16 protein-coding genes are annotated in these 24,555 nt (G+C 65.7%); 4 read left to right on the top strand and 12 right to left on the bottom strand.

Annotated elements, in window-relative coordinates; translation table 11 throughout:
• The first annotated feature begins 113 nt into the window (after positions 1-113).
• From rfaD to QX132_RS16610, 4 genes are read left to right on the top strand one after another with little or no spacing between them, the layout of a single operon-like run.
• A complete protein-coding gene (gene rfaD / locus QX132_RS16625) occupies positions 114-1,094 on the top strand; it encodes an ADP-glyceromanno-heptose 6-epimerase (RefSeq protein ID WP_316162001.1) in 981 nt (326 codons plus the stop codon).
• Between the two features lie 37 nt (positions 1,095-1,131).
• Positions 1,132-2,604: a D-glycero-beta-D-manno-heptose-7-phosphate kinase gene (rfaE1, locus tag QX132_RS16620; protein ID WP_316161999.1), complete on the top strand. Its 1,473-nt coding sequence runs from the start codon at positions 1,132-1,134 to the stop codon at positions 2,602-2,604.
• Positions 2,601-3,878 carry an O-antigen ligase family protein gene (locus QX132_RS16615; RefSeq protein ID WP_316161997.1) on the top strand — a complete coding sequence of 426 codons (1,278 nt, stop codon included), beginning with the start codon at positions 2,601-2,603 and terminating at the stop codon, positions 3,876-3,878. Before rfaE1 ends, QX132_RS16615 begins: the two co-directional genes overlap by 4 nt.
• Entirely contained in the window at positions 3,875-5,788 is a 1,914-nt protein-coding gene (locus tag QX132_RS16610) for a nucleoside-diphosphate sugar epimerase/dehydratase (protein WP_315759118.1), read from the top strand. Before QX132_RS16615 ends, QX132_RS16610 begins: the two co-directional genes overlap by 4 nt.
• Positions 5,789-5,792: 4 nt before the next feature.
• On the opposite strand, the gene QX132_RS16605 is transcribed toward QX132_RS16610, so the two are convergent.
• The 12 genes from QX132_RS16605 to QX132_RS16550 form a co-directional block, all read right to left on the bottom strand.
• Positions 5,793-6,794, bottom strand: a complete 1,002-nt coding sequence (locus QX132_RS16605) for a glycosyl transferase (RefSeq protein WP_316161996.1) — start codon at positions 6,792-6,794, stop codon at positions 5,793-5,795.
• A complete protein-coding gene (locus QX132_RS16600; protein ID WP_316161994.1) occupies positions 6,791-7,948 on the bottom strand; it encodes a glycosyltransferase family 4 protein in 1,158 nt (385 codons plus the stop codon). The genes QX132_RS16605 and QX132_RS16600 overlap by 4 nt, the downstream gene beginning before the upstream one ends.
• A 151-nt stretch (positions 7,949-8,099) precedes the next feature.
• Positions 8,100-12,017 carry a S8 family serine peptidase gene (locus tag QX132_RS16595; RefSeq protein ID WP_410052867.1) on the bottom strand — a complete coding sequence of 1,306 codons (3,918 nt, stop codon included), beginning with the start codon at positions 12,015-12,017 and terminating at the stop codon, positions 8,100-8,102.
• A gap of 299 nt (positions 12,018-12,316) precedes the next feature.
• The gene (locus tag QX132_RS16590; protein WP_316161990.1) at positions 12,317-15,205 is read right to left on the bottom strand and encodes an NF038122 family metalloprotease; all 2,889 of its coding nucleotides are present in this window, start codon (positions 15,203-15,205) and stop codon (positions 12,317-12,319) included.
• Positions 15,206-15,402: 197 nt separating this feature from the next.
• Entirely contained in the window at positions 15,403-17,511 is a 2,109-nt protein-coding gene (locus tag QX132_RS16585; RefSeq protein ID WP_316161988.1) for a TIGR04372 family glycosyltransferase, read from the bottom strand.
• The gene (locus tag QX132_RS16580; RefSeq protein WP_316161986.1) at positions 17,508-18,575 is read right to left on the bottom strand and encodes a glycosyltransferase family A protein; all 1,068 of its coding nucleotides are present in this window, start codon (positions 18,573-18,575) and stop codon (positions 17,508-17,510) included. Before QX132_RS16580 ends, QX132_RS16585 begins: the two co-directional genes overlap by 4 nt.
• 42 nt (positions 18,576-18,617) lie before the next feature.
• The gene (locus QX132_RS16575) at positions 18,618-19,367 is read right to left on the bottom strand and encodes an ABC transporter ATP-binding protein (RefSeq protein WP_315738923.1); all 750 of its coding nucleotides are present in this window, start codon (positions 19,365-19,367) and stop codon (positions 18,618-18,620) included.
• A 32-nt stretch (positions 19,368-19,399) separates the two neighbouring features.
• Entirely contained in the window at positions 19,400-20,242 is an 843-nt protein-coding gene (locus QX132_RS16570) for an ABC transporter permease (RefSeq protein ID WP_315738922.1), read from the bottom strand.
• Positions 20,243-20,387: 145 nt separating this feature from the next.
• Complete coding sequence (locus QX132_RS16565) at positions 20,388-21,653, bottom strand: class I SAM-dependent methyltransferase (RefSeq protein ID WP_315813008.1); 1,266 nt, start codon at positions 21,651-21,653, stop codon at positions 20,388-20,390.
• Between the two features lie 69 nt (positions 21,654-21,722).
• Positions 21,723-22,463 carry an SDR family oxidoreductase gene (locus QX132_RS16560; RefSeq protein ID WP_315782733.1) on the bottom strand — a complete coding sequence of 247 codons (741 nt, stop codon included), beginning with the start codon at positions 22,461-22,463 and terminating at the stop codon, positions 21,723-21,725.
• On the bottom strand, positions 22,460-22,996 hold the full coding sequence (locus tag QX132_RS16555) for a WbuC family cupin fold metalloprotein (protein ID WP_315738919.1): 537 nt from the start codon (positions 22,994-22,996) through the stop codon (positions 22,460-22,462). Before QX132_RS16555 ends, QX132_RS16560 begins: the two co-directional genes overlap by 4 nt.
• Positions 22,993-24,198 (bottom strand): class I SAM-dependent methyltransferase, encoded by a 1,206-nt coding sequence (locus QX132_RS16550; protein WP_316161982.1) that lies wholly within the window; start codon positions 24,196-24,198, stop codon positions 22,993-22,995. Before QX132_RS16550 ends, QX132_RS16555 begins: the two co-directional genes overlap by 4 nt.
• Positions 24,199-24,555: the final 357 nt, after the last annotated feature.

Below are 24,555 nucleotides of genomic sequence, written 5' to 3'. Positions count from 1 at the left end.
GCTCGGCCGCCGCAGGTAAAGTGGGCCGAGCGAGCCGACACCAAAGCGCTTACACTTTGCCGTCGCATGCGCTACGCGAGGGCGGGGTTTTCGGGATCAGGACGGGTTGCTGAATGTTGCTGGTGACCGGCGGCGCCGGGTTTATCGGATCGAATCTGGTTGCGGCGTTGAACAACGCGGGACGCACGGATGTCGTCGTCTGCGACACGCTCGGCAGCGAGGGCAAGTGGCGCAACCTCGCCAAGCGGCAGCTGGCGGACGTCGTGCCGCCATCCGATCTGGGCGAATGGCTAAGGGGCCGTCGGCTCGACGCCGTCCTGCACATGGGCGCCATTTCCGCCACGACGGTCACCGACGGCGACCTCGTGATGGAGCAAAATTTCCGGAGTTCGCTGCGCCTGCTCGACTGGTGCACCGAAAGTTCCACGCCGTTCATCTACGCCTCGTCGGCGGCGACCTATGGCGACGGCGCGCAGGGCTTCGTCGATGAGCCGTCGCTGGCGGCGCTGAAGACGTTGCGGCCGATGAATCTCTATGGCTGGAGCAAGCATCTGTTCGACATGGCGGTCGCTGCGCGCGCCGAGCGCGGCGAAAGGCTGCCGCCACAATATGCCGGGCTCAAGTTCTTCAACGTGTTCGGTCCCAACGAATACCACAAGGGATCGATGATGAGCGTGCTGACCCGCCGCTTCGACGACATCAAGGCCGGGCACACCCTGCAACTGTTCAAGTCGCACCGTGAAGGCATCGCCGATGGCGACCAGCGCCGCGACTTCATCTACGTCGACGACGTCGTCCGCGTGATGCTGTGGCTGTTGGCCTCTCCCACCGTCTCGGGCCTGTTCAACGTCGGCACGGGACAGGCGCGCAGCTTCAAGGACATGATGCTGGCGGCCTATACCACGCTCGGTGCGACGCCCCGGATCGAGTACATCGACATGCCAGAAGCGATTCGCGGCAGCTACCAGTATTTCACCCAGAGCAAGGTCGACCGGCTGTTGGCCGCCGGCTACAACGGCGGCTTCACGTCGCTCGAGGACGCGGTCGCTGGCTATGTCCGAGACTATCTCGATTCCGCCGACCGCTTCCGCTAGACGATCTGGTTCTGACCACTCACCGAGACTGCCGCTGATGTTCGACTTTGACGATCTCTCGCAAGCGATCGCCCGCCAGACGGTGCTGTGCATCGGCGACCTCATGCTGGATGAGTTCGTCTACGGCGAGGTGTCGCGGATTTCCCCCGAGGCGCCGGCACCTGTCATCGCGGTTCAGCGCAGTGAGATCAACATCGGCGGCGCCGGCAACGTTGCGCGCAACATCGCCGCGCTCGGCGCCCGCTGCATCTTCGTCGGCCTCGTCGGGCAGGATGCGGCCGGCGACCAGCTGGAGGCCGAGCTCGCCAAGGAGGGCGGCATCGAGAGCGTGCTTGTGCGCGATCCCTCGCGGCCGACGACGCGCAAGGTGCGTTTCGTCTCCGAGCATTTCTCCACCCACATGCTGCGCGCCGACTGGGAGCGCGCCTCACCGGCGATCGGCGAGGTCGAGCAGAAGCTGATCGAGGCCATCCTGCCGCTGATTGCGCGGGCCGACATCGTGCTGCTGTCGGACTACGCCAAGGGCGTGCTCACCGCGCGCGTCCTGCGCAACGTGATCGACGCGACCCGCAAGGCCGGCAAGCGCGTGATCGTCGATCCCAAGAGCGCAAATCTCGCGATCTATCGCGGCGCGAGCGTGCTGACGCCGAACCGCAAGGAGTTTTCGGAAGCGACCCGCAGCCGGGCCGAAACCGAGCACGAGATCGCCGCGGCCGCGCAGGATGCGATCTATCTCGCCGACTGCGAGGCAATTCTGGTGACGCAGAGCGAGCGCGGCATGACGCTGGTACCGCGCGAGGGCGATCCGATTCACGTGCCGGCCTATCCCGTGAAGGTGCGCGACGTCTCCGGCGCCGGCGACACGGTTGTTGCCGTGCTTGCCGCGACGCTCGCGGCCGGCGCCGTCTGGGCGGATGCGTTGCGGATGGCGAGCGCCGCAGCGGCGGTGGCCGTCAGCAAGCAGGGCACCGCCAGCGTGACATCGGCCGAACTGCGCCGAAATATCCTGCCGCATGCCTATCGTGCCGCTGAGGAGAAGATCATCGAGAGCGATGACGAACTCGCCGCCCGGGTCGAGGTCTGGCGGGGAGAGGGCCTGCGCGTCGGCTTTACCAATGGCTGCTTCGACATTCTGCATCCTGGCCATGTCAAGGTGCTGACCGCGGCGCGCGCCGCCTGCGACCGTCTCGTGGTCGGGCTGAACAGCGATGCCTCTGTCAAGCGACTGAAGGGCGAGAGCCGCCCCGTGCAGGACGAGCGCGCGCGCGCCGAGGTGCTGGCCGCGCTCGAGGCGGTTGATGTCGTCGCCATCTTCGCGGAGGACACGCCGCTCCGCTTGATCGAGCTGGTCCGGCCAAGCGTGCTGGTCAAGGGCGGCGACTATACGCGCGAACAGGTGGTGGGGCACGAGGTCGTCGAAGCCGCCGGCGGCGAGGTGATTCTGATCGACATCCTGAAAGGGCACAGCACGACCGCGCTGGTCGATCGCGCCCGGAGCGAGGCGCAATGAGCACGCTCGCAGGTCATCCCGGCCCAGCGCTGCTGGCGCGCCGCTGGCGCGATCCGGCGGCGTGGCGGACGACGGTCGATGTCGTGGCGATCTTGCTCGCGGCGTCGCTGCCGTGGTCGACGTCGCTGGTGTCGATCCTGGGCGTGGTCATGCTGATCACGATGCTGCCGTTTCTCGACGTCGAGCGTCTGCTGCAGGTCCTGAAGCGGCCGACCTCGCTGGCGCCGATCGCGCTGTTCCTGTTGGCGCTGGTCGGAACGCTGTGGTCGGACGTGGCGTGGGGCGCACGGCTCTACGCGGTGGGACCGGCGGCGAAGCTTCTGGTGCTGCCCGCGCTGCTCTACCATTTCCAGCGGTCGGAGCGCGGGCTGTGGGTCTTCGCCGCGTTTCTCGCCTCCTGCGTGCTGATGGTCGTGGTGTCGACCGCGGTCGCGTTCAATCCTGCGCTCGCGCTCAAGGCCAATGCCGATCGCGGCATCTTCGTGAAGAACTACATCGACCAGGGCCAGGAGTTCTCGCTCTGCGCCGTGGCGCTGGCCTATCCGATCGCCCAGTTGCTGCGCGCCCGCCGCTTCCTTCCGGCCGGCCTGCTCACCGCGATCATGATCGCGTTCCTCGCCAACATGATCTTCATCGTTGTCTCGCGTACCGCGCTGGTGACGATCCCGATCCTGCTTGCGGTGTTCGGGCTGATCCACTTGAAATGGCGCGCCAACCTGCTGATCGCGGCCGGTGCCCTTGCGCTGGGTCTCGCTGCATGGACCGTGTCCCCGCAATTGCAGGGCAAGGTGGCGACGTTCACGAGCCAATATCAGGACTACAGGAACGATCGCGCCGTCACGTCGATCGGCGAGCGGCTCGAATTCTGGCGCAAGTCGTTGCGGTTCCTGGCCGACGCGCCGCTGATCGGACACGGCTCGGGCTCGACGCGTCACTTGTTCGAGCTGGCCGCGAGCGGGTCGCGCGACCTCTCCTCGAGCCAGGTCGTCGGCAATCCGCACAATCAGACGCTCTACGTCGCGGTCCAATGGGGAGCGTTCGGGATCGTCATTCTCTACGCGATGTGGGCCGTGCACCTCCTGCTGTTCCGCGGTGACGGGCTGGCGCCCTGGATCGGACTTCTCGTGGTCGTGCAGAACATCTTCACCTCGCTGTTCAATTCCCACATCTTCGATTTCCACGAGGGGTGGATGTATGTCATCGGCGTCGGCGTGGCCGGCGGCATGGTGCTGCGATCGAGGATAAAGCCCGATGCGGAGCCCGTCACAGCATGACGCGCCTCTCGCAACTCACCTCCCGAAACTTGCTGATCGCCGCGCATGACCTCCTGGTCAGCGTCGTCGCGCTGTTCGCGGCGTTCTATATCCGCTTCGAAGGCGCCAGCACCTTCTGGGAGCGGGTGCCGCTGCTCTTGCAGATCCTGCCGTACTTCATCGCCTTCAGCTTCGTCGTCTTCTACTTCTCGAACCTTCTGACGACGAAGTGGCGGTTCATCTCGCTGCCGGACGCGCTGAACATCGTCCGCGTCGCGACCGTGTTGACGCTGGCGCTGCTGGTGCTCGACTACATCATCGTCGCGCCGAACGTCCGCGGCACCTTCTTCTTCGGCAAGCTCACGATCATTCTCTATTGGTTCCTGGAGATCTTTGCGCTGAGCGCGCTGCGTTTCGCCTATCGCTACTTCCGCTATACGCGGGTGCGACGGCACGCTCGGTCCGAGGACGCCGCCCCCGCGCTCCTGATCGGCCGTGCGGCCGACGCCGAGGTCGTGCTGCGCGGCATCGAGAGCGGCGCGGTCAAGCGCATCTGGCCGATCGGCATTCTCTCGCCGTCGACCGCCGACCGGGGGCAGTTGATCCGCGGCGTGCCGGTGCTGGGCGGGATCGATGATGTCGAGGACGTCGCCGCCGACTTTGCCCGTCGCGATCGGCCGATCGCGCGCGCCCTGATGATGCCGACCGCGTTCGATCCGGACTGTCATCCGGAGACCTTCCTGATGCGGGCGCGCCGGTTGCGCCTGATCGTGAGCCGCCTGCCGTCGCTGGAGAGTGGCGATGCGCCAAGGCTCGCGCCGGTCGCGGTCGAGGACCTCTTGCTGCGGCCGAGCGAGAAGATCGACTACGGCCGGCTGGAAGCGCTGGTGCGTGGCAAAACCGTCGTGGTGACCGGCGGCGGCGGCTCGATCGGCGCCGAGATCTGCCAGCGCGTCGTGGCATTCGGCGCGGCGCGGCTGCTCATTCTGGAGAATTCCGAGCCGGCGCTCTATGCGATCACCGAGGCGCTCGCCGCCGATCCCGAGGCGAACGTCGCCGTCGAGGGGCGCATCGCCGACATCCGCGATCGCGACCGGGTGTTCGCGCTGATCGGCGAGTTCAAGCCGGATCTGGTCTTCCACGCGGCGGCGCTGAAACACGTGCCGATCCTCGAGCGCGACTGGAGCGAGGGCGTCAAGACCAACATCTTCGGCTCCATCAACGTGGCCGATGCCGCGGTGGCCTCAGGGGCCGAGGCCATGGTGATGATCTCGACCGACAAGGCGATCGAGCCGGTGTCGATGCTCGGTCTCACCAAGCGCTTCGCCGAAATGTACTGCCAGGCGCTGGATCGCCAGCTCGCCGACCGGCCGACGGGACGGCCGCCGATGCGGCTGATCTCGGTGCGATTCGGCAACGTGCTGGCGTCCAACGGCTCGGTGGTGCCGAAGTTCAAGGCGCAGATCGAGGCGGGCGGCCCCGTCACGGTGACGCACCCGGACATGGTGCGCTACTTCATGACCATCCGCGAGGCCTGCGATCTCGTGATCACGGCGGCCTCGCATGCGCTGGCGCCGCAGCGCCCGGATGTCTCGGTCTATGTGTTGAACATGGGCCAGCCCGTCCGCATCGTCGATCTGGCCGAGCGCATGATTCGCCTGTCCGGCCTGCAGCCCGGCTACGACGTCGAGATCGTGTTCACGGGCATCCGGCCCGGCGAGCGCCTGAACGAGATCCTGTTCGCGAGCGAGGAGCCGCCGGTCGAGATCGGCGTCGCCGGCGTCATGGCGGCGACCCCGAACGAGCCTCCGATGCAGACGCTGAAGGCATGGATCGCGGCGCTCGATCAGGCGATCGCGCGCAATGATCCGGTGACGATCAAGTCGGTGCTGAAGGATGCGGTGCCGGAATTCGGCTCGAGCGCGGCCTGAGTCTTCAATGGCGCCGCCGCGAGAAGCGGCTCAGCACCCAGGTGACGGCGCCGAGACCGAAGACGAGCAGGATGGCGTCGGCCGTCATGGAACGCTGCGCGACCGAGATGGCTGCGAGCGTCGCAAGCACGACATTGAGGATGAACACCTCGCTGACGACGCGCGAGACGGTGAAGCCGTTATCGGTGGCCTGTTGATAGAAATGCGTGCGGTGCGCCGCCCAGAATGACTCGCGCCGTGCCATCCGCCGCAACAGGGTGAAGGTGGCATCGATCAGATAATAGAGCGGCAGCAGCAGCGCCGCCGCGACGTAGCCCTGCCAGGCAAGATGGAGCAGGCCCCAGCCGAGCAGCAGCCCGATCGGCAGGCTGCCGACGTCGCCAAGAAAGACCTTCGCCACGGGACGGTTGAATGGCGCGAAGCCCAGCATGGCGCCGCTAAGTGCGGCGGCGATCGCCGTTGCCGGCCACGGCAGCAATCCGGACACGCCGAACAGGGCGAGAGTCGCCGTGATCGGCGCGGCCTCGGCCACGGTCATCAGGTCGAGACCGTCCATGAAGTTGACCAGGTTGACGAACCAGAGGCCAGCGATCAGCAGCAGCGTGCGCTCGATCGCCAGCGGGATCTGAAAGAGTCTGAGATCGTCCGGCGCGGTGAAGACCACCAGGCCGACGGCAAGCCCCTGCAGGACGAACCGCGGCAGCACGGGAATCGGCCTGATGTCGTCGACCAGGCCGACCAGCGCCAGCATCGGTGCCGCGATGAACAGCATGAGCAGCGGTGCAAAGCCCGTCACGGATGCAAAGGCGCCGCCGACCACAAGCGTTGCGCCGACGACGGCAATGCCGGCACCCTGGGGCGTCGGGATCTTGTGTGAGGAGCGCGCGTTGGGCCGCGCCAGCGCGTAGCGCTGCAGCACCGGGCGCAGCAGCACGATCAGCACACCGCACATTGCGGCCGCGAGCACGGCAATGGTGACGAGAATTGCGGCTGGATGGACGATCATCCGCGCGCGTCCGGCGCCGAGGTGAGGCGGTCATAGAGCGCGACCACCGAGCGGCCGATGATCCTGGCCGAGAGCTTGTCCTCGACCAGTTGACGGGCCGCCGCGCCATAGCCGGCGCGCAGCTCGGGCGAGGTCGCCAGCTGCGCCATGGCCTGCGCCAGCGCGGGCGCGTCCTCGACCGGCACGGAGAGGCCGGTCTGGCCGTGGATCGCGATCTCGCGGCAGCCGGGTGCATTGGTGGAGATCAGCGGCCGGGCGCAGGCGGCGGCCTCCAGCAGGCTGACCGGAAGTCCTTCGCGATGCGACGGCAGCACGGCGACGTGGCAGCGGCGCCAGAGCTCGGTGATGTCCTTGATCTGGCCGAGCAGGGTGATGCCGGGTTCCTTCCGCCAGGCCTCGACCTCCTCGGCCGAGACCGAGGCAGGATTGGCCGGATCAGGCGAGCCGGCGATCAGCAACTGGTCGTCGCGGCCCTGCTGGCGCAGCATGCGGTGCGCAGCGACCAGGGCGCGGACGCCCTTGTCGGTCAGCAGCCTTCCTGCGAAGCCGAAGGTGATCGGTCCGTCCGGCTCCGGCAGCGGCTGGAAGCGATCGGTGTCGACGCCCGAGCCCGGGATCAGCGTGATCTTGTCGCCCCGGACGCCCATGGCTTGAAGCGCCTCGCGATCATCCGGATTCTGCACCAGCACGCAGCTCGGTGCCCGGTTCATCAGCCGCGGCAGCAGCCACAGCAGGCCCTGCTTGAGCAGACGCGAGCGCCAGCTCGCCGACGTGAACACATAGCCGAGGCCGGTCATGGCGTTGACGACCGGAGTGGTGCGTCCGAGCGCGGCGAGCGATCCGAGCACGCTCGATTGCAACCCGGAATGATGCACCACGTCGGGGCTGATCGCAGCCTCGACGGCGCGGATCGCGCGGATCGTGGGCAGGGCTGATGACGGCGACAGCCCGCCGCGCTGGAATGGGATCGGATGCAGCATGAAGCGCTCGGCGGTGATCGCGGCGGCACCGGCATTGACATTGGTCGCGACATGCACCTCGTAGCCGGCGTCGCGCGCTGCGCGCGCCATCGGCAGGCGATGCATCAGGAAGGCGTAATCCTCGTTGGCCACGTAGAGCAGGCGGCGCGGCGAAGGGAAGCGGGGCGAGGGCATCAAACTCACGATCTCGGGCGGTCTCGGCGCCGTATAGGCCAAGACCGGCCCCGGCGCGAGCCGTTATCTGTCCTGTGACGGGCGGAAAAACGCCTGCCGGGCACCCTTCGACCCTGAACGGCGGAGACGACGCCTCGAATGCCGCCGGTCCTCAGACCAGATGGAAGCTCGACAGGTGAGACAGCAGCTCGGCCGTCGACACGTGCTGAATCGTGATGGTGTCCAGTACCGCATCGGTGATGACGGCGTTGCCCGCCGCGTCGTCGTGGATGGCGGCCTGCAATGCGGACGGGTCTGCGAAGATGCTCTGGCTGAACGCGATCTTGTCGGTGCCGACCGCGAAGTCGGAAATGCTCACCTGACCGAAGTGCTCGGCGAACACGAAGGTGTCGTGACCCTGCAGCGACACCGATTGGGATGCCGTGCCGCCTGCTGACGCTGCCACGCCCGAGATCAAAGTGCCGGAGATCAAAGTGCCATCCTGGCCGTCAGTGGCGAAGTGGAAGTTGTCCTGCGACAGCGGGCCGACGAAATGCAGCGACGCGCTGTTCGTTCCATCGCTCAGCGACAGCATTCCGCTCGTCTCGTCGAAATGCATCTGAAGCGACGTGAATGCGATGCTCTTGAGATCGATCTGAGCGGCCGTGCCGCCGAATCCAATGAGATTGCCGCTGAAGGATGGCGCGGCGAGGACCAGGTCGACCGCGCCCGACGTCGTGGCCGCCTGTGCGCTAGCCGTCACCGAGCTGATGGTCGGGATCCCGATCGTGCCGTCGCCATTCAGGTCCTGATGGAAGCTGCTCTCGAGGGCTTCCAGGGACGACGAGCTGCCGGAAACGGCGCCGATGGCATTGCCGGTGTAGTTGCCGCTGCTATCGGTGTTCCAGACCGTGTAGAGGTCGGAGCCGTTCATCTTCCAGGCGACCTGATAGCCGCTGCCCGAGGCCTCCGCAGCGATCGCCGCCCAGCCGCTGAGCTGGCCGGCAACGATGACGTTGCCGCCGAACATGACCTGCGTTGCGGTACCTCCCGACACCGGCGCCATCAGGTAGGTCGTGCCCGACAGCGACAGGCTGGTCGACCCTAGCGCTTCGATCACGCTGCCGCCCGGTGTCACGCTCGGGGCGCCTATGGTGCCGTCGCCGTTCAGATCCTGGTGGAAGCTGGGCTCCAGCGCTTCCAGGGATGCGGAGCTTCCCGCAACCGCACCGATGACGTTGCCGGTATAGTTGCCGCTGCTGTCGGTGTTCCAGACGGTGTAAAGATCGGCGCCCGCCATTTTCCAGGCGATCTCATAGCCGCTGCCGGACGTCTCCGCGGCGATCGGCGCCCAGCCGCCGAGCTGACCGACGGTCACGATGCTGCCGCCGAACATGATCTGCGGGCCGGTGCCGCCGCCGACGGGATTGAGGAAATAGCTCGACCCGGCCAGCACCAGGCTTGTCGATCCCGCGGCCTCGATGACCGTGCTCGGAATGCCGATCATGCCGTCGCCGTTCAGGTCCTGGTGAAAGTTCAGCTCCAGCGCCTCGAGCGCGCTGCTGGTCCCATTCACTGCGCCAATGGCATTGCCGGTGTAGTTGCCGCTGCTGTCGACGTTCCAGACCGTGTAGAGGTCGCTGCCGGCCATCTTCCAGGCGATCTGATAGCCGCTGCCGACGGCCTCCGCAGCGATCGGTGTCCACCCGCCGAGCTGTCCGGGGCTGACAGTGCTGCCGTTGAAACTGATCTGCGGACCTGTCCCGCCTGCGACCGGATTGAGGAAATAGCCGTTGCCGGACTGTACGAGGCTGGTGGTCCCCACGGTCTCGATGACCGTGGTGACGACGCCGATCGTGCCGTCGCCGTTCAAATCCTGATTGAACGACGTCTCGAACGTTTCGAAAGCGGACGAGCTTCCGGAGACGGCGCCGATCGCGTTGCCGTTGTAGTTGCCGCTGCTGTCCACGCTCCAGACGGTGTAGAGATCCTGACCCTGGAATTTCCAGGCGACTTCGTAGCCGCCGCCTCCATTGGCTTCAACGCCGATCGGCATCCAGTTGCTGAGCTGGTGAACGACCACGTTGGCGCCGTTGAACCGCAGCGCGACCGAAATGCTGGTCCCGATGGTGTTGAGATCGTAGATCACGCCGTACTGGGCGAGGCTGACGGATCCGAGCGCCTCGACGATGGTGTTGGCGAAATAGGGCGCCGCACCGACGGCAGGATTGATCTGGGCCAGGCCCGCGCCCGCCACCGCCTGGTTGCTCATCGGTATGGCGGTCTGCTGCAGGATCTCCGAGACGTCGGCGTAGCTCAGCGTCGAATTGGCCGTCAGGATCAAGGCCGCGATCGCAGCAACGCTGGGGGCGGCTGCAGACGTGCCGTAAAAGGCGGTGAAACCCGAGACCGTCGTTGCGATGTTGTCGATGCCGGAGACCACGACAGGGCTGAGCTGAAGCGGCGTTGCGAGGCGTGTGCCGTCGTTGGCAAACAGGATCTCGGTTCCGGCTCCCGATGACGAAAAGCTTTCCGAGACCGGGGTATAGCCAAATGCCGGCGTATTGGCGCTATTGACCGCTCCGACGGTGATCACCCCCGGTGTCATCGCGTGACCGAAAACCGTTCCGACATTGGCGCCGGCGATGGACACGGGGACACCGTTGCCAGCCAGGATCTCCTTGATCGTCGATGGCGTGGGGCCCGAAACGTCCGCAATGACGATCTGATAGGTGCCGGACACCGAGAAATGCAGGCCGATCCACGGATTCTGATAACTGTTGGGAACGTGTCCGAGGTATTGTCCATTCTGGTACACGTTGACCGAGAGATGCGACGCGGCTTGACCCCAAGCCTGGTCCCATTGCACGAGCAGGTTGGCGCCCGCGGTCACGGTGATGGTTTGCGCGATGTTGCCGCCGAAGCTCAGCGCATTGCCATCGTAGTACATTCCTCCGATGCTGCCGGAGATCGAGGTCCAGGACGTCTGATAGGCCGAGCTTCCATTGTTGCCGGCTGACGTCACATAGGTCACGCCCATGGCCTGAACGGTCTGAATGGCCTGGGCGACAATGCCGTTCTGGAAGAACGGCTCGTCGGAGTAGCTCACATCATCGACGATGACCTTGCAGCCGGCATTGGCAAGCGCGATGATGCCGTTGGCGAAATCCTGCTCGCTCTGGAACGCCGTATAGAACGCAAGGCTCGCATCGGGCGCGATGTCGTGGATGATCTGCATCATCGCACGGCCTTCGTCACTGCCCCCGGAGGGCATGTCCTTCAAGATCTGGATCTTGGAAGCGGAGGGCAAGGCTCCGCTGGCTTCGTCAGCCGTCGCGCCGCCGAGATTGTCGAAGCTGCTGGAGAGGACACCGATCTTGAGACCGGCTCCCGTCACGCCGGTGGAATTTCCGCCGAGCGCCTGCACGACCTGGGCGCTGGTCGCACCCTGTCCATTCGCGGCCGACGCGATGGCTTCCGTCACCGCGTCCTGAAGCGACGGCGCGGGCTCGCCGCTCGGTCCGGCGTGCGCTGTCGCAACCTTTCCGGGGCCGCTCAGCGACCATGTCTGCAGCGATGCGCTGGCGCTTGACCATATCTCGACGCTGATCGAGAGGACGACTCCGCTCGAGTTGATGCTCTGCCCGGCATGCGCCGGTTCGATGGAGACGTTGCCGGCAACTGGTGTGGCCGGATCGACGGACGTCTCCTGGGTGACTTGCCAGGTCGAGCCGGCGGCCACCGTCCGAGCCGTTGGCTCTGCCGCCTCCTGAGCCGACGTTTGGGCCCGCGCGCTCACGTCCAAGAACTGTGCGACCACCGTTGCCCCGGCGTCGCCTTGCGCGAGGATGCCGGGCGTCTCGCTCGGAGTATCGGCGGTCGGCGCTGGGGCCGCAAGATCGATCTGCTCGGCCGGGCCGTGCTGCGTCTGCTCGATGGTGGAGGCCGGCTTGGGTTCGTCCGCGACGTCCGCGGCAGGCTGCTGCACATGCAACTCATGACGGCCAGCAGCAGGATCGAAAATGAGGGACTCGGCAGCTTCACGCCAACGGTCAGGGATGTCTTCGGTGCGGCCAGATTCGTAAAGCATGCATGCAACGATGGTGATCCTGTCCTCGAGGCCGACAGGTGAAATGGAATTGAAGCATCGTGTAGTGATGCCCCTCGATCTTGTATAAAATTGTACCGAAGAATGGCGGCTCCGACCATACGCCATTGTTCGATCTGTCCGATCGAGTTCAACCATTGATTGTGTTCATGAGGACGGCTATTGCCGCGGGTTCAAGCTAGCCTTCGCAGGGGGGCCACTCCGGACAGAGGCAGAGATCGGAGAGGGCGTTGCGTCGGATTGCTCCCGTCAGCCCGCCCCGAAGACTGCTGGCGTGCCGATCAGACCAGGTGGAAGCTGGACAAATGGGTCAGCAGGTCCGCCGTCGTGACGTGCTGGACGGTGATCGTGTCCTGCGCGGCATCGGTGATCACGGCGTTGCCGGCCGCATCGTCGTGAATCGACGCCAACAGCGCCGCCTGACTTGCGAACAGGTTGTGGCTGACGACGAGCGTGTCGCTGGCCAGATGGAAGTCGGCGATGCTGACCTCACCGAAATGCTCGGCGAAGACGAAGGTGTCATGTCCTGCCAAGGAGACGGCTTGTGGAGCCGGGCCGCTCGCCGGACCCGCGGTCGCGGCGATCATCGTGCCGCCCTGGCCGTCTTCGGTGAAACGGAAACTGTCCTGCGACAGCGGTCCGAGGAAATGCAGGGAGGTGCTGCTCGCGCCGTCGCTGAGCGACAGCAGCCCGCTGCTGTCATCGAATTGCGCCCGCAGCGAGTTGTAGGAGATGCTGTTGAGGTCGATCTGATCGCCGCTGCTGCCGAACCCGATCAGATAGCCGCCGAAGCTGCCGGGCACCGTCAGGACCACGTCCGGGTCACCGGCCAGCGTCAGGGCTTGCGTGCTCGCCGCGACGTGAGCGGGCACACCGATGGTGCCGTCGCCGTTCAGATCCTGATGGAAGCTGGTCTCCAGCGTCTCCAGCGCTGCCGAGCCGCCCGGGACGGCGCCGATTGCGTTGCTGACGTAAGCGCCGCCGCTGTCGGTATTCCAGACCGTGTAGAGATCGACGCCCGCCATCTTCCAGGCCACCAGGTAGCCGCCGCCGGAGCTCTCCGCGCCGATCGGGTTCCAGCCGCCGAGCTGACCCGCGGTGACGACGCTGCCGCCGAAGACGATCTGTGGCCCGGTGCCGCCACCGACCGGATTGAGGAAGTAGGTCGAACCGGATTGCACCAGGCTCGTCGACCCCAGGGATTCGATCACGGCCGAGGGGATGCCGATCGTGCCATCCCCGTTCAGATCCTGATGGAGGTTCGTCTCCAGCGCTTCCAGCCCGCTGTTGGTGCCATTGACGGCGCCGATCGCGTTGCTCGTATAGGCGCCGCTGCTGTCGGTGTTCCAGACCGTGTAGAGGTCCGCGCCGGTCATCTTCCAGGCGATCTGATAGCCGCCACCGACGGTGTCCGCCGCAATCGGCATCCAGCCGCCGAGCTGACCGACCACGAGAACAGAGCCGCCGAACTTGACCTGGGGACCTGTGCCGCCGCCGACCGGGTTCAGATAGTAGCTGGACCCGGACTGCACGAGGCTGGTCGATCCCAGCGCTTCGATGACGGTGGTCGGAATGCCGATCGTGCCGTCGCCGTTCAGATCCTGGTGGAGGTTGGTCTCGAGCGCTTCCAGGCCGCTGTCGGTCCCGCTGACAGCACCGATCGCATTGCTCGTGTAGGCGCCGCTGCTGTCGGTGTTCCAAACGGTATAGAGGTCGGCGCCGGCCATCTTCCAGGCGATCTGATAGCCGCTGCCCACGACGTCGGCGGCGATCGGCGTCCAGCCGCCGAGCTGACCGACCACCAGATTGGCGCCGCCGAACTTCACTTGCGGGCCCGTGCCACCACCGACGGGATTGAGGAAATAGCCGTTGCCGGCCTGGACGAGACTGGTCGATCCGACGGCCTCGATGACGGTCGTCGGAATGCCGATCATGCCGTCGCCGTTCAAGTCCTCATGGAAGGACATCTCGAACGCCTCGAATGCGGCCGTGCCTCCCGAGACGCCGCCGATGGCGTTGCCGGTGTAGTTGCCGCTGCTGTCGACATTCCACACCGTGTAGAGATCCGCACCCGACATCTTCCAGGCGACCTGATAGCCGCTGCCGCTGGTCTCGCCCGCGATCGGGGTCCAGCCGCCCAATTGTCCGGGCTGGACGACGCTGCCGCCGAACTTGATCTGCGGTCCGGTGCCGCCGCCGACCGGATTGAGGAAGTAGCTCAGTCCGAGCTGGACCAGGCTGGTCGATCCCAGCGCCTCGATCGTCACCGGCGTTGCGGAAACGAGATGGAAGCCGAGCGCGTCCATCTGCTTGAGATCCACGGCCGTCAACGTCTGCAGCGTGCTGTAGGTGTAGAATTCGTTGAACGGATCGTTGCCGCCCTGCACGCCGCTGTTCAGGAAGTCGCTGGGGTCCGAGGACTGGCCGTAATCCGCGAGCTTCGTATAGCCGCCGTCGAGGGAGAAATAGGCGGTCCCCGCCGTCGCGCCGCCGGTCATCAGCCGGACGCCCGGGCTGGAGAAGCGGAACAGATCGAACACGTCCGGCTGCGGCCCGTAGGGCACGCGGCCGAACGCGTGTGTCAATTCGTGCAGCGCCACGCCGACCAGCAGGTTTGAGTTGATGTCGGTCGCGAAGGTCGCGCTGCCGTCGTCGGTGGTCGCATCGTTGGCACCGAGGCCGCCCCACAGCTTCAGCTGCGAATTCCACACCGCGGCGTAGGACTGTCCCTGGATGCTGGATCCCGCCGGCAAGGCATTGAAGGTGGTATCGCCTGGGCTGGCATAGTTGATCAGGTTGGACCTGACGGAGGAGTAGCTCATCCACTGACCGCCGTCAGGACCGGCCGCCGCGCCGCCGCCGACGCCGCTATAGTCGATCTTGATATTGACGGTGATGCGATCCGAGATCATCGAGGTGAGGATCGCGGCGGCCTGCTGAATGCCGGCGCGAAAGCTCGCAGGCGCATTCATCGCCGCCGTGTCGAACAGCAGGTTGATCGTCAGTCCGCCGGCGCTCACCGCGGTGACGGCGCCGATACCCGCGAAATCGCCTTGCGCGAGCAGGGATTCGACGGCTTCTTCGGGAAGCTCGACGGGGTTGGACGGAGGAGGGCCGACCCCCTCGTCGATCGGGTCGGTGTTAGGGGAGCCCTGTAACAACGCTGGCATTGCCTCAGTCCCTGCCGTTCGGATCGACGGAGCACGGATCGCAAATGCCGAGTCTCGCTCGAGGCGATTCGCGACCGTGCCGACGTTACCTATCAGGCCGATCGTCTTGCCCGAAGGTTAATGGGCGTTGCGAGAGTGCGGAAAACGACGGGTGGCGACTGATGTGGGCGTCGATCGAACGGGCTTCGGTCGCGCGTTCATCCGAGCAATTCCGGAAGCCGATCGAGAAAATCCGGCACTGGTAATGCAGCACCAAAGTTATAGGGATTGCCGCTGAGTGCGGCGCGATAGCGATCGAGCAGGGGCCCTCCTGCGCGCAACGACCGGCCTGGTTCGTCCAGGCAGTCGAGCTTGTAGCGAACCGCTGCGGCGATGTCCTGCGCGGTATTCGGATGGATATCGAAACCGTGACGCGCCAGCACGGCTGTGTCGATCAGCAGCGCCTGCAAGGGCTGACGATAGGTCTCACGTAGCGACAGATAGCGCCGCGTACGGCGGTCGTAGACCGGGCGCACGGTGAAGTCGGTGTGCTCATGCCAGAACTGGCAGTCGTTGGAGATGCAGTTGACCAGCAGCATCGGCGTTCCCAGTGCCTGCACGGCCGTGGTCAGGCCCGATGTCGTGCCGACGAACAGACGAGCGGCGGCGCAGAGATAGACGTCCATCTCCGCCGATTTGATGTCGCTGTGCGCGTAGTCGAACACGCCGGCCATGCCGCGCAGCGGCGTCATGCTGCGATCGCCGAGCCTGACCACGGCGCCGCCGCGTGCGGTGATCGCGGCGATGGCATCGAGGTAGTCGCCGACATTGGCGGAGCGATGCTGCCGCGTGGTGCCGGGCCCGTCGCCGTGATAGCCGCCCTCGCGGATGTGCATCGCGACGAACCAGTCGGCGGTGACACCCGCGGCGCGCAGCCTGGCAGCCCCGGTTTCCATCAGCTCCGATGGGACCTTCACGATCGGCCGGCGCTGCTGTTCGGCCCAGGCGACCTGCGCACGCGACGCCGCGTGGGCCCATGGCTCGGCCAGGCCGTCCTTGCCCCGGACGGCGATGAACTGGTCGCCGACCAAACGCTGATACGGCAGCAGATCGTCGACGAGAGCGGGGTCTTCGACGATCGTGACATGCGGCGCGAACAGCCTGAGGAACGGCTGGTTGACCACCTTGCTTGGCGGGGCAAGCAGCACGTAGTTGGCGCGCGGCAGCATGCCGAGCGCGGCCATGCGCAAATGACAGTCGATGAAGCCGATGTGGCCGATCAGCGTCACCCATTCGTAGCCGAGCAGCCGGACCGGAAGCGCGGGATCGAAGATGTTGCTGGTGGAGGCGATGCGCTGGATCAGCGCGTCGGGAATCGACCATTTGGCCGCCAAGGCGTCCTGATGGTCGAGCGCGGCCTGATAGCAGCGGAACGTGTCCTCGTAACGGCCCTGGTGATAGAAGTTCTCGCCGAGCTGGATCAGATTGTCGTAGATCAGGAGCTCGCCGGCATGCTCCAGCTCCCAGGCGCTCGGCGTGTAGGTCGATGGATCATAGCCGCCGGCATAGTTCTGGTGCGCCATCACCGAGCGGGGATCGCGTGCGACTGACGCCTTGAAGCACGCGGCGGCCTGGACGTGGTCGCCCGCCAGGGCATGGACGGCACCGAGCTTGCGCAACGCGTTGCCGTCGCCCGAAGCCGCAGCCGCTGTCAGGAAATGCGCCGCGACCGGCAGATTGCCGCGATACATGTGAGCGACGCCGACCGCGAAATTGATGGCGAAGCTGTCGATCGTCTCGGCCCGTGGCACCTCGCGCACGATCCGGTCATAGGCGCTGCACAGCGCCAGGGTGGTGAAATAGGCCTGCGCGCCCACACCGGCCCGCGCGCGCACGTTGCTGCGGAAGATCAGGTTCAAGATCCGCACTGCACGCAGCGCGCTCGGCTTGCGGCTCGCGGCGAGATGAACCTGCGCCGCCGCGGCCAGCGTGGTCGAGGTCGTCAGCGCCAGAACCGGGCCGATGAACGTGCCTCGTTCGAGCTGCTTGTTCATCAGCCGCAGCAATCTCGCGCCGGCCGGTGCAACGACCAGCCTGCTGTCGACGATGTCAGCGGCGCGGGTGGTCAGCGGCAGCAATTGCCGGCGCCGCGCGCTCAGGAACGCATAGAGACGGAACGCCGATGCCGTCAGCCACGTCCGCGGCGACCAGCGGCTTCGTGGCGCCTGCAAGGGCGGTGCGGCGGGCACGCTGGGAGTCGGAGGGGACGTCAGCTGCCGCTTGCCAAAGCGATGACGCAGAGAACCGAAGGGGGCGCGCTTCGTCATGGCGCGCGGTACGCTGGCGTTGCGGAGATGATCTGACGTCGCGCCCCGTGCTGGGCGAGCAGGCGCGTCAACGACATCGGCCGCGTCCGCAGCGTGATCCAGGCCAGCGCAGCCAAATGGCCCAAGCGTCCTAAGCTCAACATCAATCCAAGCACGTACGTGTCGAATGCATTGCCGTCGATCAATGCGGATACGCGCGCGGCCCTGGCCGCCGGGGGCGTATCGCCGTCCAGCACCATCCGCGCCGCGCCGAAGCGATTGCGCCGCGCGAAGACCTCCTCATACCCTTCCGGGAACAGCTTGCTCTGAGCAATCAGTGCGCCGATGTCGGCCAGCCTGGCGTTGAGCACCGCCGGATCGGTTGCCGTCGCCGTCGAATAGTTCTGGCCGTGGATGCGCCAGTAGCCGAGCGCCTCGGCGACGAAGTAGCAGCCATAGGTCAAGGCCAGCCGCCGGGCGAGAAAGGCATCGGAGAACGAGCCGAGCTTGACGTCGAACCCGCCGAGCGCCTGCAAGGCCGTGCGGCGATAGAGCGAGGTCGTGCCGGAGAAGTAGTTGTCGCCCTGCCGCAGGATTCGGCGGACGTCCGCGGGCGCCAGCGTCGCCGATGACGACGCGGGCAGCATCATCGGCCGCAGCATCCGTCTTGCGGACGGCCCCTGAGGGCCGATGATCTCGCAGCAGGCGAAGACGAGACCGGCTTCGGGATGGTTGGCCGCCTGCGCCATCGCCTTTTCGAGATAGGCCGGATGCAGCGCGTCGTCGGCGCCGAGAAAGCCGATCCATTCGGTGTCCGCGATCGCCAGCGCCTCGTTCTGACCACGCACGACGCCCTGGTTGGCGTCGTGGCGGATCAGCCGCCAGCTCGGCCGGTCCGCTACGAAGCGTGAAATGACCGCGATGCTGTCATCCGTCGAGCAGTCGTCGATGATGATGACGCGGTCTGGGGCTCGGGTTTGGTTCGCGATGCTGCCGAGCGACTCGGGCAGGTAGTGGGCGTGGTTGAAGTTCGGGACGACCAGCGTGACGGTCGGGGAGGCGGCGCGGGCGGTCGTCGTGGTCATGGTTCAGCGAGCTTCCTGCCGCATGCTGTCGAGCCCGGCCGCTCAAACCTTGGGCAGCTCTTTGAGAACATCGTCCAGGGCGCCGAAGGCCCGCACGCGGCCGCCATCGAGATAGAGCCCGAGATTGCAGGTGTCGCGAAGCAGGCCATGATCATGGGTGGCGAGCACGACGATTCCCGAGCGCATCGTGATGTCCTGCAGCCGGCCGTGGGTCTTCTTGCGGAACTGCGCGTCACCGACCGCGATCCACTCGTCCATCAGGATGATGTCGCCGTGAATCGAGGCTGCGATCGAGAACACCAGACGCAGCAGCATACCTGAGGAATAGGTCCTGATCGGCAGCTCCAGATAGTCGCCGAGCTCGGCGAATTCGGCGATCTCCGGCACGCGCTGCTCGATCTCCTCGGGCGAGAGCCCCAGGATCAGGCCGCGAGTCCTGATGTTCTCATACCCCGACGCCTCTTCGTCCATGCCGAGACCGATGTCGAACATCGGAACGTTCCGTCCGACGACCCGCAACGAGCCGCGCGTGGGCTCGTAGATGCCGGCGAGCACGCGGATCAGCGTGGTCTTGCCGGCGCCGTTGTGGCCGATCAGGCCGAGCCGGTCGCCCTGCTTCAGGGTGAAGCTGATGTCGTCGAGCGCCTGGACGAACTGGAACGAGCCGTCGCTCTTCGAGACCCGGCCGCCGACGCGTGAGGCCGCCTTGATGGCCAGATGCCGGAATGATCGTGCGTTCGGCGGCGCGACCGGAAATTCGATACCGATTTGCTTGGCTTCAATGAGAGTCATTCGAGGCGGATCCAGAGCTCCCGGCCATGATATCAGGCCCAATACACGACGCGCGACCGATAGCGCGTGTAGATATAGATCATGGCGGCGGTCAGGACCGCGACCGATCCAATGGCACCGGCCCAGGTCGCAAGGCCGGGAACGTCGCCCATCAGCGGACCGCGCGTGACCGCCAACAGATAGGCGATCGGATTGAGCGTGACGATGAACTCGCCGCCGCGGATGCTCGACGGTTCCCAGATGATCGGAGAGACGAAGAACAAGAGCTGCAGCACAGCCGCCATGACCGGCGGCACGTCGCGATAGCGCACGCAGATCATTGAGACGATCACCGAGGCGCTGACGACGAAGACGTAGACGATCATCAGGCCGAGGATGGCCAGGACCATTCCGAATCCGATCGACCATGGATAGACGAGCCAGATGAACGGGATCACCGCGATGTTGTGCAGGAAGATGATCAGATTGCGCTGAACCATACGCATGACATGGATCAGAATCGGCATGTCGACGGCCTTGATCATGCCGCCTGCATTGATCATCGTGTAACAGGCTTCGCTGAGCGAGGACGAGATGAAGCTCCAGATGGTCATGCTGACCATGAAGTGGGGCAGGTAGGTCTTCATGTCGGCGCCGAGGAAGCGGCCGGCCACCGTGCCCATGATCAGGGCGGTGATCGCGTTGGTGGCCGTGATCCACCACGGGCCCAGCATGGTACGGCGGTATTTCGATCGGATGTCACCGGCAGCGAGCGCGCGCCAGGTGACGTGACGGGTGATGAAAGGTGCGATGTCCTCGCGGCAGCGCGCCCAGGAGATGCGACGCCGATCCGCAACCACGAACCGCTCGACCTGTCCATCGGTCAGGGTGGTCATCCTTGTACCTCGCGTGAGCCGTAAGTATTTGTCTTACCAGCCGAATGCGGTTGGACCCCCGCCACGCCGGCGGCCAATCGCCGGGGCTTGCTGGACCATGTTACGAGGGCACTGTCAACCGGTCAGCTCAGGCCGCCGCCGCGGCTCAGATCGCGACCGAGCCCGCGGCGCCGACGATCCGCGGCTCCGGCAGCGGCACCAGGAATCGGCCGCCTGCGTCCAGGTAGGCCTGGTTGCGCTTCAGGATCGGGTCCGCATAGATCCAGGCGAGGATGACGACGATGTCGGGCTTTCGCGTCGCGAGCTCGCTGGAGGGCAACACTGGGATGTGGGCGCCCGGGCTGAAGCGGCCGTGCTTGAGCTGGTTGTCGTCGACGATGAACTTGATCCGGCTCTCCAGCTCGAAATGGTAGAGCAGGGTGGTGGTGGTGGTCGAGGCGCCGTAGGCCGCGACCAGCTTGCCCGCGGCGATGGCCTCGTCGAGGGTGGCGAGCACCCTGCGCTTGCAGTTTTCGATGGCGACGAACCAGTCCCGGTAGATCTGCGGCTTGGTGACGCCGCGCCGCTCCTCCTCGGCGATCAGTTTCGACAGCTCCGCCGAGCGCGGCCGCTTGCCGGTCGATTTCGGCTGCGCAAAGGCCCGGATCGAGCCGCCCTTGGTGCCTGTCCTCTCGACATGGAACAGCGTCATGTCGTGCCGGTTCAGGAAGGTCTCGAGCGGGATCAGCGCGTGATGCGAGACGTGCTCGTGGTAGATGGTGTCGAACACCATGTTGTCGATCATGTCGACGATGTAGGAGACCTCGAAAACGAAGGCGCCGTCGTCGGCGAGCAAGAGGCGGATGCCCTTCACGACGTCGGACATGTTGTCGATATGCGCAAACACGTTGTTGGCGCAGAACAGCTTGGCTTCGCCCTGCTCCGACTTGATGCGGGCCGCCAGCGCGCTGGTGAAGAAATCCGGGATCGTCGGCACGCCTTCCTTGGTGGCGGTCGCCGCGATGTCGCGGGCGGGGTCGATGCCCTGCACGCGCATGCCCTCGTTCTTGAACGCCTTGAGCAGCGAGCCGTCATTGCTGCCCATCTCGGCGACCAGGCTGCCCTTGGGAATGGCGAGCGAGGACACCACCGATTGCGCATAACGCTTGAAGTGCTCGACGAGGCCGAGCGAGACCGAGGTGCGGTAGGTGTAGTCGCGAAACAGGATGTCGGGATCGACGACGTCGAGATTCTGCAGATGCCCGCAGTCGAGGCAGAGATAGCAGTCGAGCGGGTAGAGGTCCTGCGGCTCGCTCAGCCGGTCCGCCGTCACGAACGCGTCGCCGATCGCGGACGGCCTAATCGGCAGCACGTGATCGAGCGAGGTCGAGCCGCACAGGCGGCAATCGGTCTTGTGCTTGACGTGCTGCATGAGGTGTCGATCCTGGGTTGGCGATCCCGCAGGCGGGATGGTCGGCCGGAGAGGAGTTTGCGGCGGGTTTTACAGGCCCGCGAAGCTCTTGGCGACCTCTTCTTGCCAGACTGTGGACACTCCGCCATCCAGGAACAGGCTCTGCCCATTGATGAACGAAGCGCGCGGGCTGCAGAGGAAGTCGAGGGCGTCGGCGCATTCTTCGGCCGTCCCGAGCCGGCCCAGCGGGACCAGCTTCCGGTAGGTCTCCATCAGCTTCTCGTTCTGCTCATAGAAGATGCGCGATTCGCGCTTCAGATAGGTCAGCGGCATGATCGCGTTCACGCGGATGCCGCGCCGGCCGAGCGTCGCGGCGTAATGCCGGACCATCGCATTGAGGCCACCCTTCACGACGTGGTAGCCGACCGGCTGCGAACTGCCGACGAATTCGGCATAGACCGAGCTGACCACGCCGATGGCGCGGTCGCCATCATCGGCGAAATGGCCGGAAAAGCCCTCGATCAGGTCGCGCGAGGCGGTCAGGCCGACCTGGATTTCCCCGGCCCAGGGATCGCCCTGGCCGCGAAAGCGTTGGCTCAGGACGAGGTAGCGGACCGGGCCGCTGGCCTCGGCGATCTCACCCCAGAGCCCGGCAAAGCTCTCGCTGCGCTCGAGATCGGCGGAAAAATGCTTCAAGCCGGGCTGATCGGGAAAATCGGCCGGGCGCTGCCGCGACACGACGCTGACGGCGCAACCGCGCGCCAGGAAGCGTTCGACGACCACGCGGCCGAGGCCGCGGGTGCCGCCGACCACGACGGCATGGCTGGTCATGCGGCGGCGTCCTGCCGTGCGGCGACACGCCGGACGAGATCGGCCTGATAGGCCTCGGCCCCGGCGGTGTCGCTGTCCTCCGGCGCGAAGTCGGCGAACACGCTGGCGCCGGGGCGGAACGGGCCGTTGGTGATCTCGTGCACGATCAGCAGGTCGCTGCGGATGATCAACGTATGGAAGAACGCGTTCGACATCCGGTAGTAGAACGGCCGCGCTCCGCCCGGCGGCCCCAATTCGACCACGCGCTCGATCCGGCCGTCGTCGTCGAACACCACGATATCGACCTCGCCCTCGATGATGTGGAACGCTTCGCTCTTGCCCGGGTGCTTGTGCGGCCGGATGTAGGAGCTGGAATCGATCGCGATGATCATTTCATGCAGGGTGTCATCGCCGTCCGGATGGGCGTTGATCCGGGCCCGCCGCTTCGGGCTGGCCTTCACCGCGGCCTTCAGGGTGCTGATCTCGGATTGCCCGACCGCCGCAATCGGGCCCTCGGCGAGGAACACCTCGGGGGATTTCTGGACGAGCGTCATGCGTGATCCCTCATGATCGAATTGTCGAGCGCGGCGTAGATCGAGCGGAATTCCACGCCCCTGGCGGCAAGCGGAGCAAGCTTTTCACGCACCTTGCCCTCGATATGGGGGGCCACGGCGAACAGGCACAGCCTGATCCGTTCGTCATCCAGCAACCGTTGCGAGCCTACCACAGGCGTATGGAGGCCGGGGGGGAAAAAGCCCGCCTTGTCGGCGTCATCGTCGACGGCCACCGCGATCAGGTCGGCCAGGCCGAAGGCGTTGACGAACATGATGGCGTGATGGCCGATGCCGAACAGCGCGATCCGGTCGCGGTCGGGACCGGCCAGGGCCATCAGCTTGCTGCGCAGTTGCGCGCGGGTGGCGGCGAAATTGTCACGATAGGCCTGGAACAGGCTGGAAGGTCCGCGAGGCGCGACCGGCGGGGCGGGACTATCGGCCGGGGTGAGGACGGCGACCAGGGCATCTTCCAGGGCGCCCGGATAGCGAAGCAGGGCCAGAACGCGATAGCCGCTCACCTCAGCCAGACGCCGCAGCGTGTCCTCGACGAAGTAGCAGCTGTGCTCCTCCCACAGGAAGCAGTAGTCGCGAACCGCGAGGAACTTGCTGCTGTCGGGGACCTCGATCAGCAGCAGGCCATCGGGATTTAGCAGAACCTTGAGTGCTTGCAGCGCCTGCACCGGCTCCGGCGTGTGCTCGAGGATGTAGCGGCACGATACAATGTCGAAAGTGCCAAGCTGCGCCGCTTCTGCAGCCAGCCGTTCGGCACGGAGGGTGGCCTGCCAGGTTTCCAGATAGGGATAGCGCCCCGGAGCGCCGTCGGCACCGAGCGCAAGGGCGCTCGCGGTGAGCCCGCGGGCCTGCAATCTGCCCAGCAGGGGCCCCTCGAACGGACCGGTGCCGAGGGCGGTGCAGGCCCGCGGCTTCAACGACAGCAGTTCTCCGACCAGGGCGTCGAGATGGCCTTCCGGCTCCCGGTAGCGGATCCATGGCACCTCGGGAACAAGCACGTCTGGCGGCGGAGGCTCGCGGAGTTGGACGAGCTGACACGTGTCGCACGCGACGATGTCGAGGGTTATCCGAAGCTGGACATGGTTCTCACGCGCGAACCGGTTGCAGACCGGGAGCTCACCAAGCGGGAGCGCCTGCATGGAGATCGGCTGACCGCACAATCGGCAGCCGGATCGTGGTCCGGTGGACATGGCTCGGCTGGATCGCTCGATCAATGGACACGCTCAGGCTCGCCGCTGCGTCCAGCGCGCCGGCTGCTATGGATGTTGCCATCTGGAGGCAACCTCCATAGCAGTGTAATCGGGAACATGACAACGTAAAATGTTCGGCTTGGCACAGACCCTGGAACTCGCGTCATTTGTGATGTTTCGCGTTACTATTGCTCTTTGAGCGCTCGCATCACTCCTTCTCGGTTCAACCGACGAATCAGTGTCAAGAACGCCAGCAGATATTTGTTCTACAGTAGCGGGGATTGTGCGACTGGGCAGTCTTCCAGCGAAGATGCTACACATGATGACCAGGGGCTTTGGCGGCTATTGTTCCGCCGC

The sequence above is a fragment of the Bradyrhizobium sp. SZCCHNRI20481 genome (assembly GCF_032485055.1).
In the GTDB taxonomy this organism is placed as follows: Bacteria; Pseudomonadota; Alphaproteobacteria; order Rhizobiales; family Xanthobacteraceae; genus Bradyrhizobium.
The sequence above is the reverse complement of the archived record's forward strand: the minus strand, read 5'-3'. Positions and strand labels throughout refer to the sequence as shown.

Bases quoted from the DNA above. Each gene is read 5' to 3' on its own strand.
- rfaD (WP_316162001.1), top strand. From the start codon at position 114: ATGTTGCTGGTGACCGGCGGCGCCGGGTTTATCGGATCGAATCTGGTT.
- rfaE1 (WP_316161999.1), top strand. From the start codon at position 1,132: ATGTTCGACTTTGACGATCTCTCGCAAGCGATCGCCCGCCAGACGGTG.
- QX132_RS16615 (WP_316161997.1), top strand. From the start codon at position 2,601: ATGAGCACGCTCGCAGGTCATCCCGGCCCAGCGCTGCTGGCGCGCCGC.
- QX132_RS16610 (WP_315759118.1), top strand. From the start codon at position 3,875: ATGACGCGCCTCTCGCAACTCACCTCCCGAAACTTGCTGATCGCCGCG.
- QX132_RS16605 (WP_316161996.1), bottom strand. From the start codon at position 6,794: ATGATCGTCCATCCAGCCGCAATTCTCGTCACCATTGCCGTGCTCGCG.
- QX132_RS16600 (WP_316161994.1), bottom strand. From the start codon at position 7,948: ATGCCCTCGCCCCGCTTCCCTTCGCCGCGCCGCCTGCTCTACGTGGCC.
- QX132_RS16595 (WP_410052867.1), bottom strand. From the start codon at position 12,017: ATGCTTTACGAATCTGGCCGCACCGAAGACATCCCTGACCGTTGGCGT.
- QX132_RS16590 (WP_316161990.1), bottom strand. From the start codon at position 15,205: ATGCCAGCGTTGTTACAGGGCTCCCCTAACACCGACCCGATCGACGAG.
- QX132_RS16585 (WP_316161988.1), bottom strand. From the start codon at position 17,511: ATGACGAAGCGCGCCCCCTTCGGTTCTCTGCGTCATCGCTTTGGCAAG.
- QX132_RS16580 (WP_316161986.1), bottom strand. From the start codon at position 18,575: ATGACCACGACGACCGCCCGCGCCGCCTCCCCGACCGTCACGCTGGTC.
- QX132_RS16575 (WP_315738923.1), bottom strand. From the start codon at position 19,367: ATGACTCTCATTGAAGCCAAGCAAATCGGTATCGAATTTCCGGTCGCG.
- QX132_RS16570 (WP_315738922.1), bottom strand. From the start codon at position 20,242: ATGACCACCCTGACCGATGGACAGGTCGAGCGGTTCGTGGTTGCGGAT.
- QX132_RS16565 (WP_315813008.1), bottom strand. From the start codon at position 21,653: ATGCAGCACGTCAAGCACAAGACCGATTGCCGCCTGTGCGGCTCGACC.
- QX132_RS16560 (WP_315782733.1), bottom strand. From the start codon at position 22,463: ATGACCAGCCATGCCGTCGTGGTCGGCGGCACCCGCGGCCTCGGCCGC.
- QX132_RS16555 (WP_315738919.1), bottom strand. From the start codon at position 22,996: ATGACGCTCGTCCAGAAATCCCCCGAGGTGTTCCTCGCCGAGGGCCCG.
- QX132_RS16550 (WP_316161982.1), bottom strand. From the start codon at position 24,198: ATGTCCACCGGACCACGATCCGGCTGCCGATTGTGCGGTCAGCCGATC.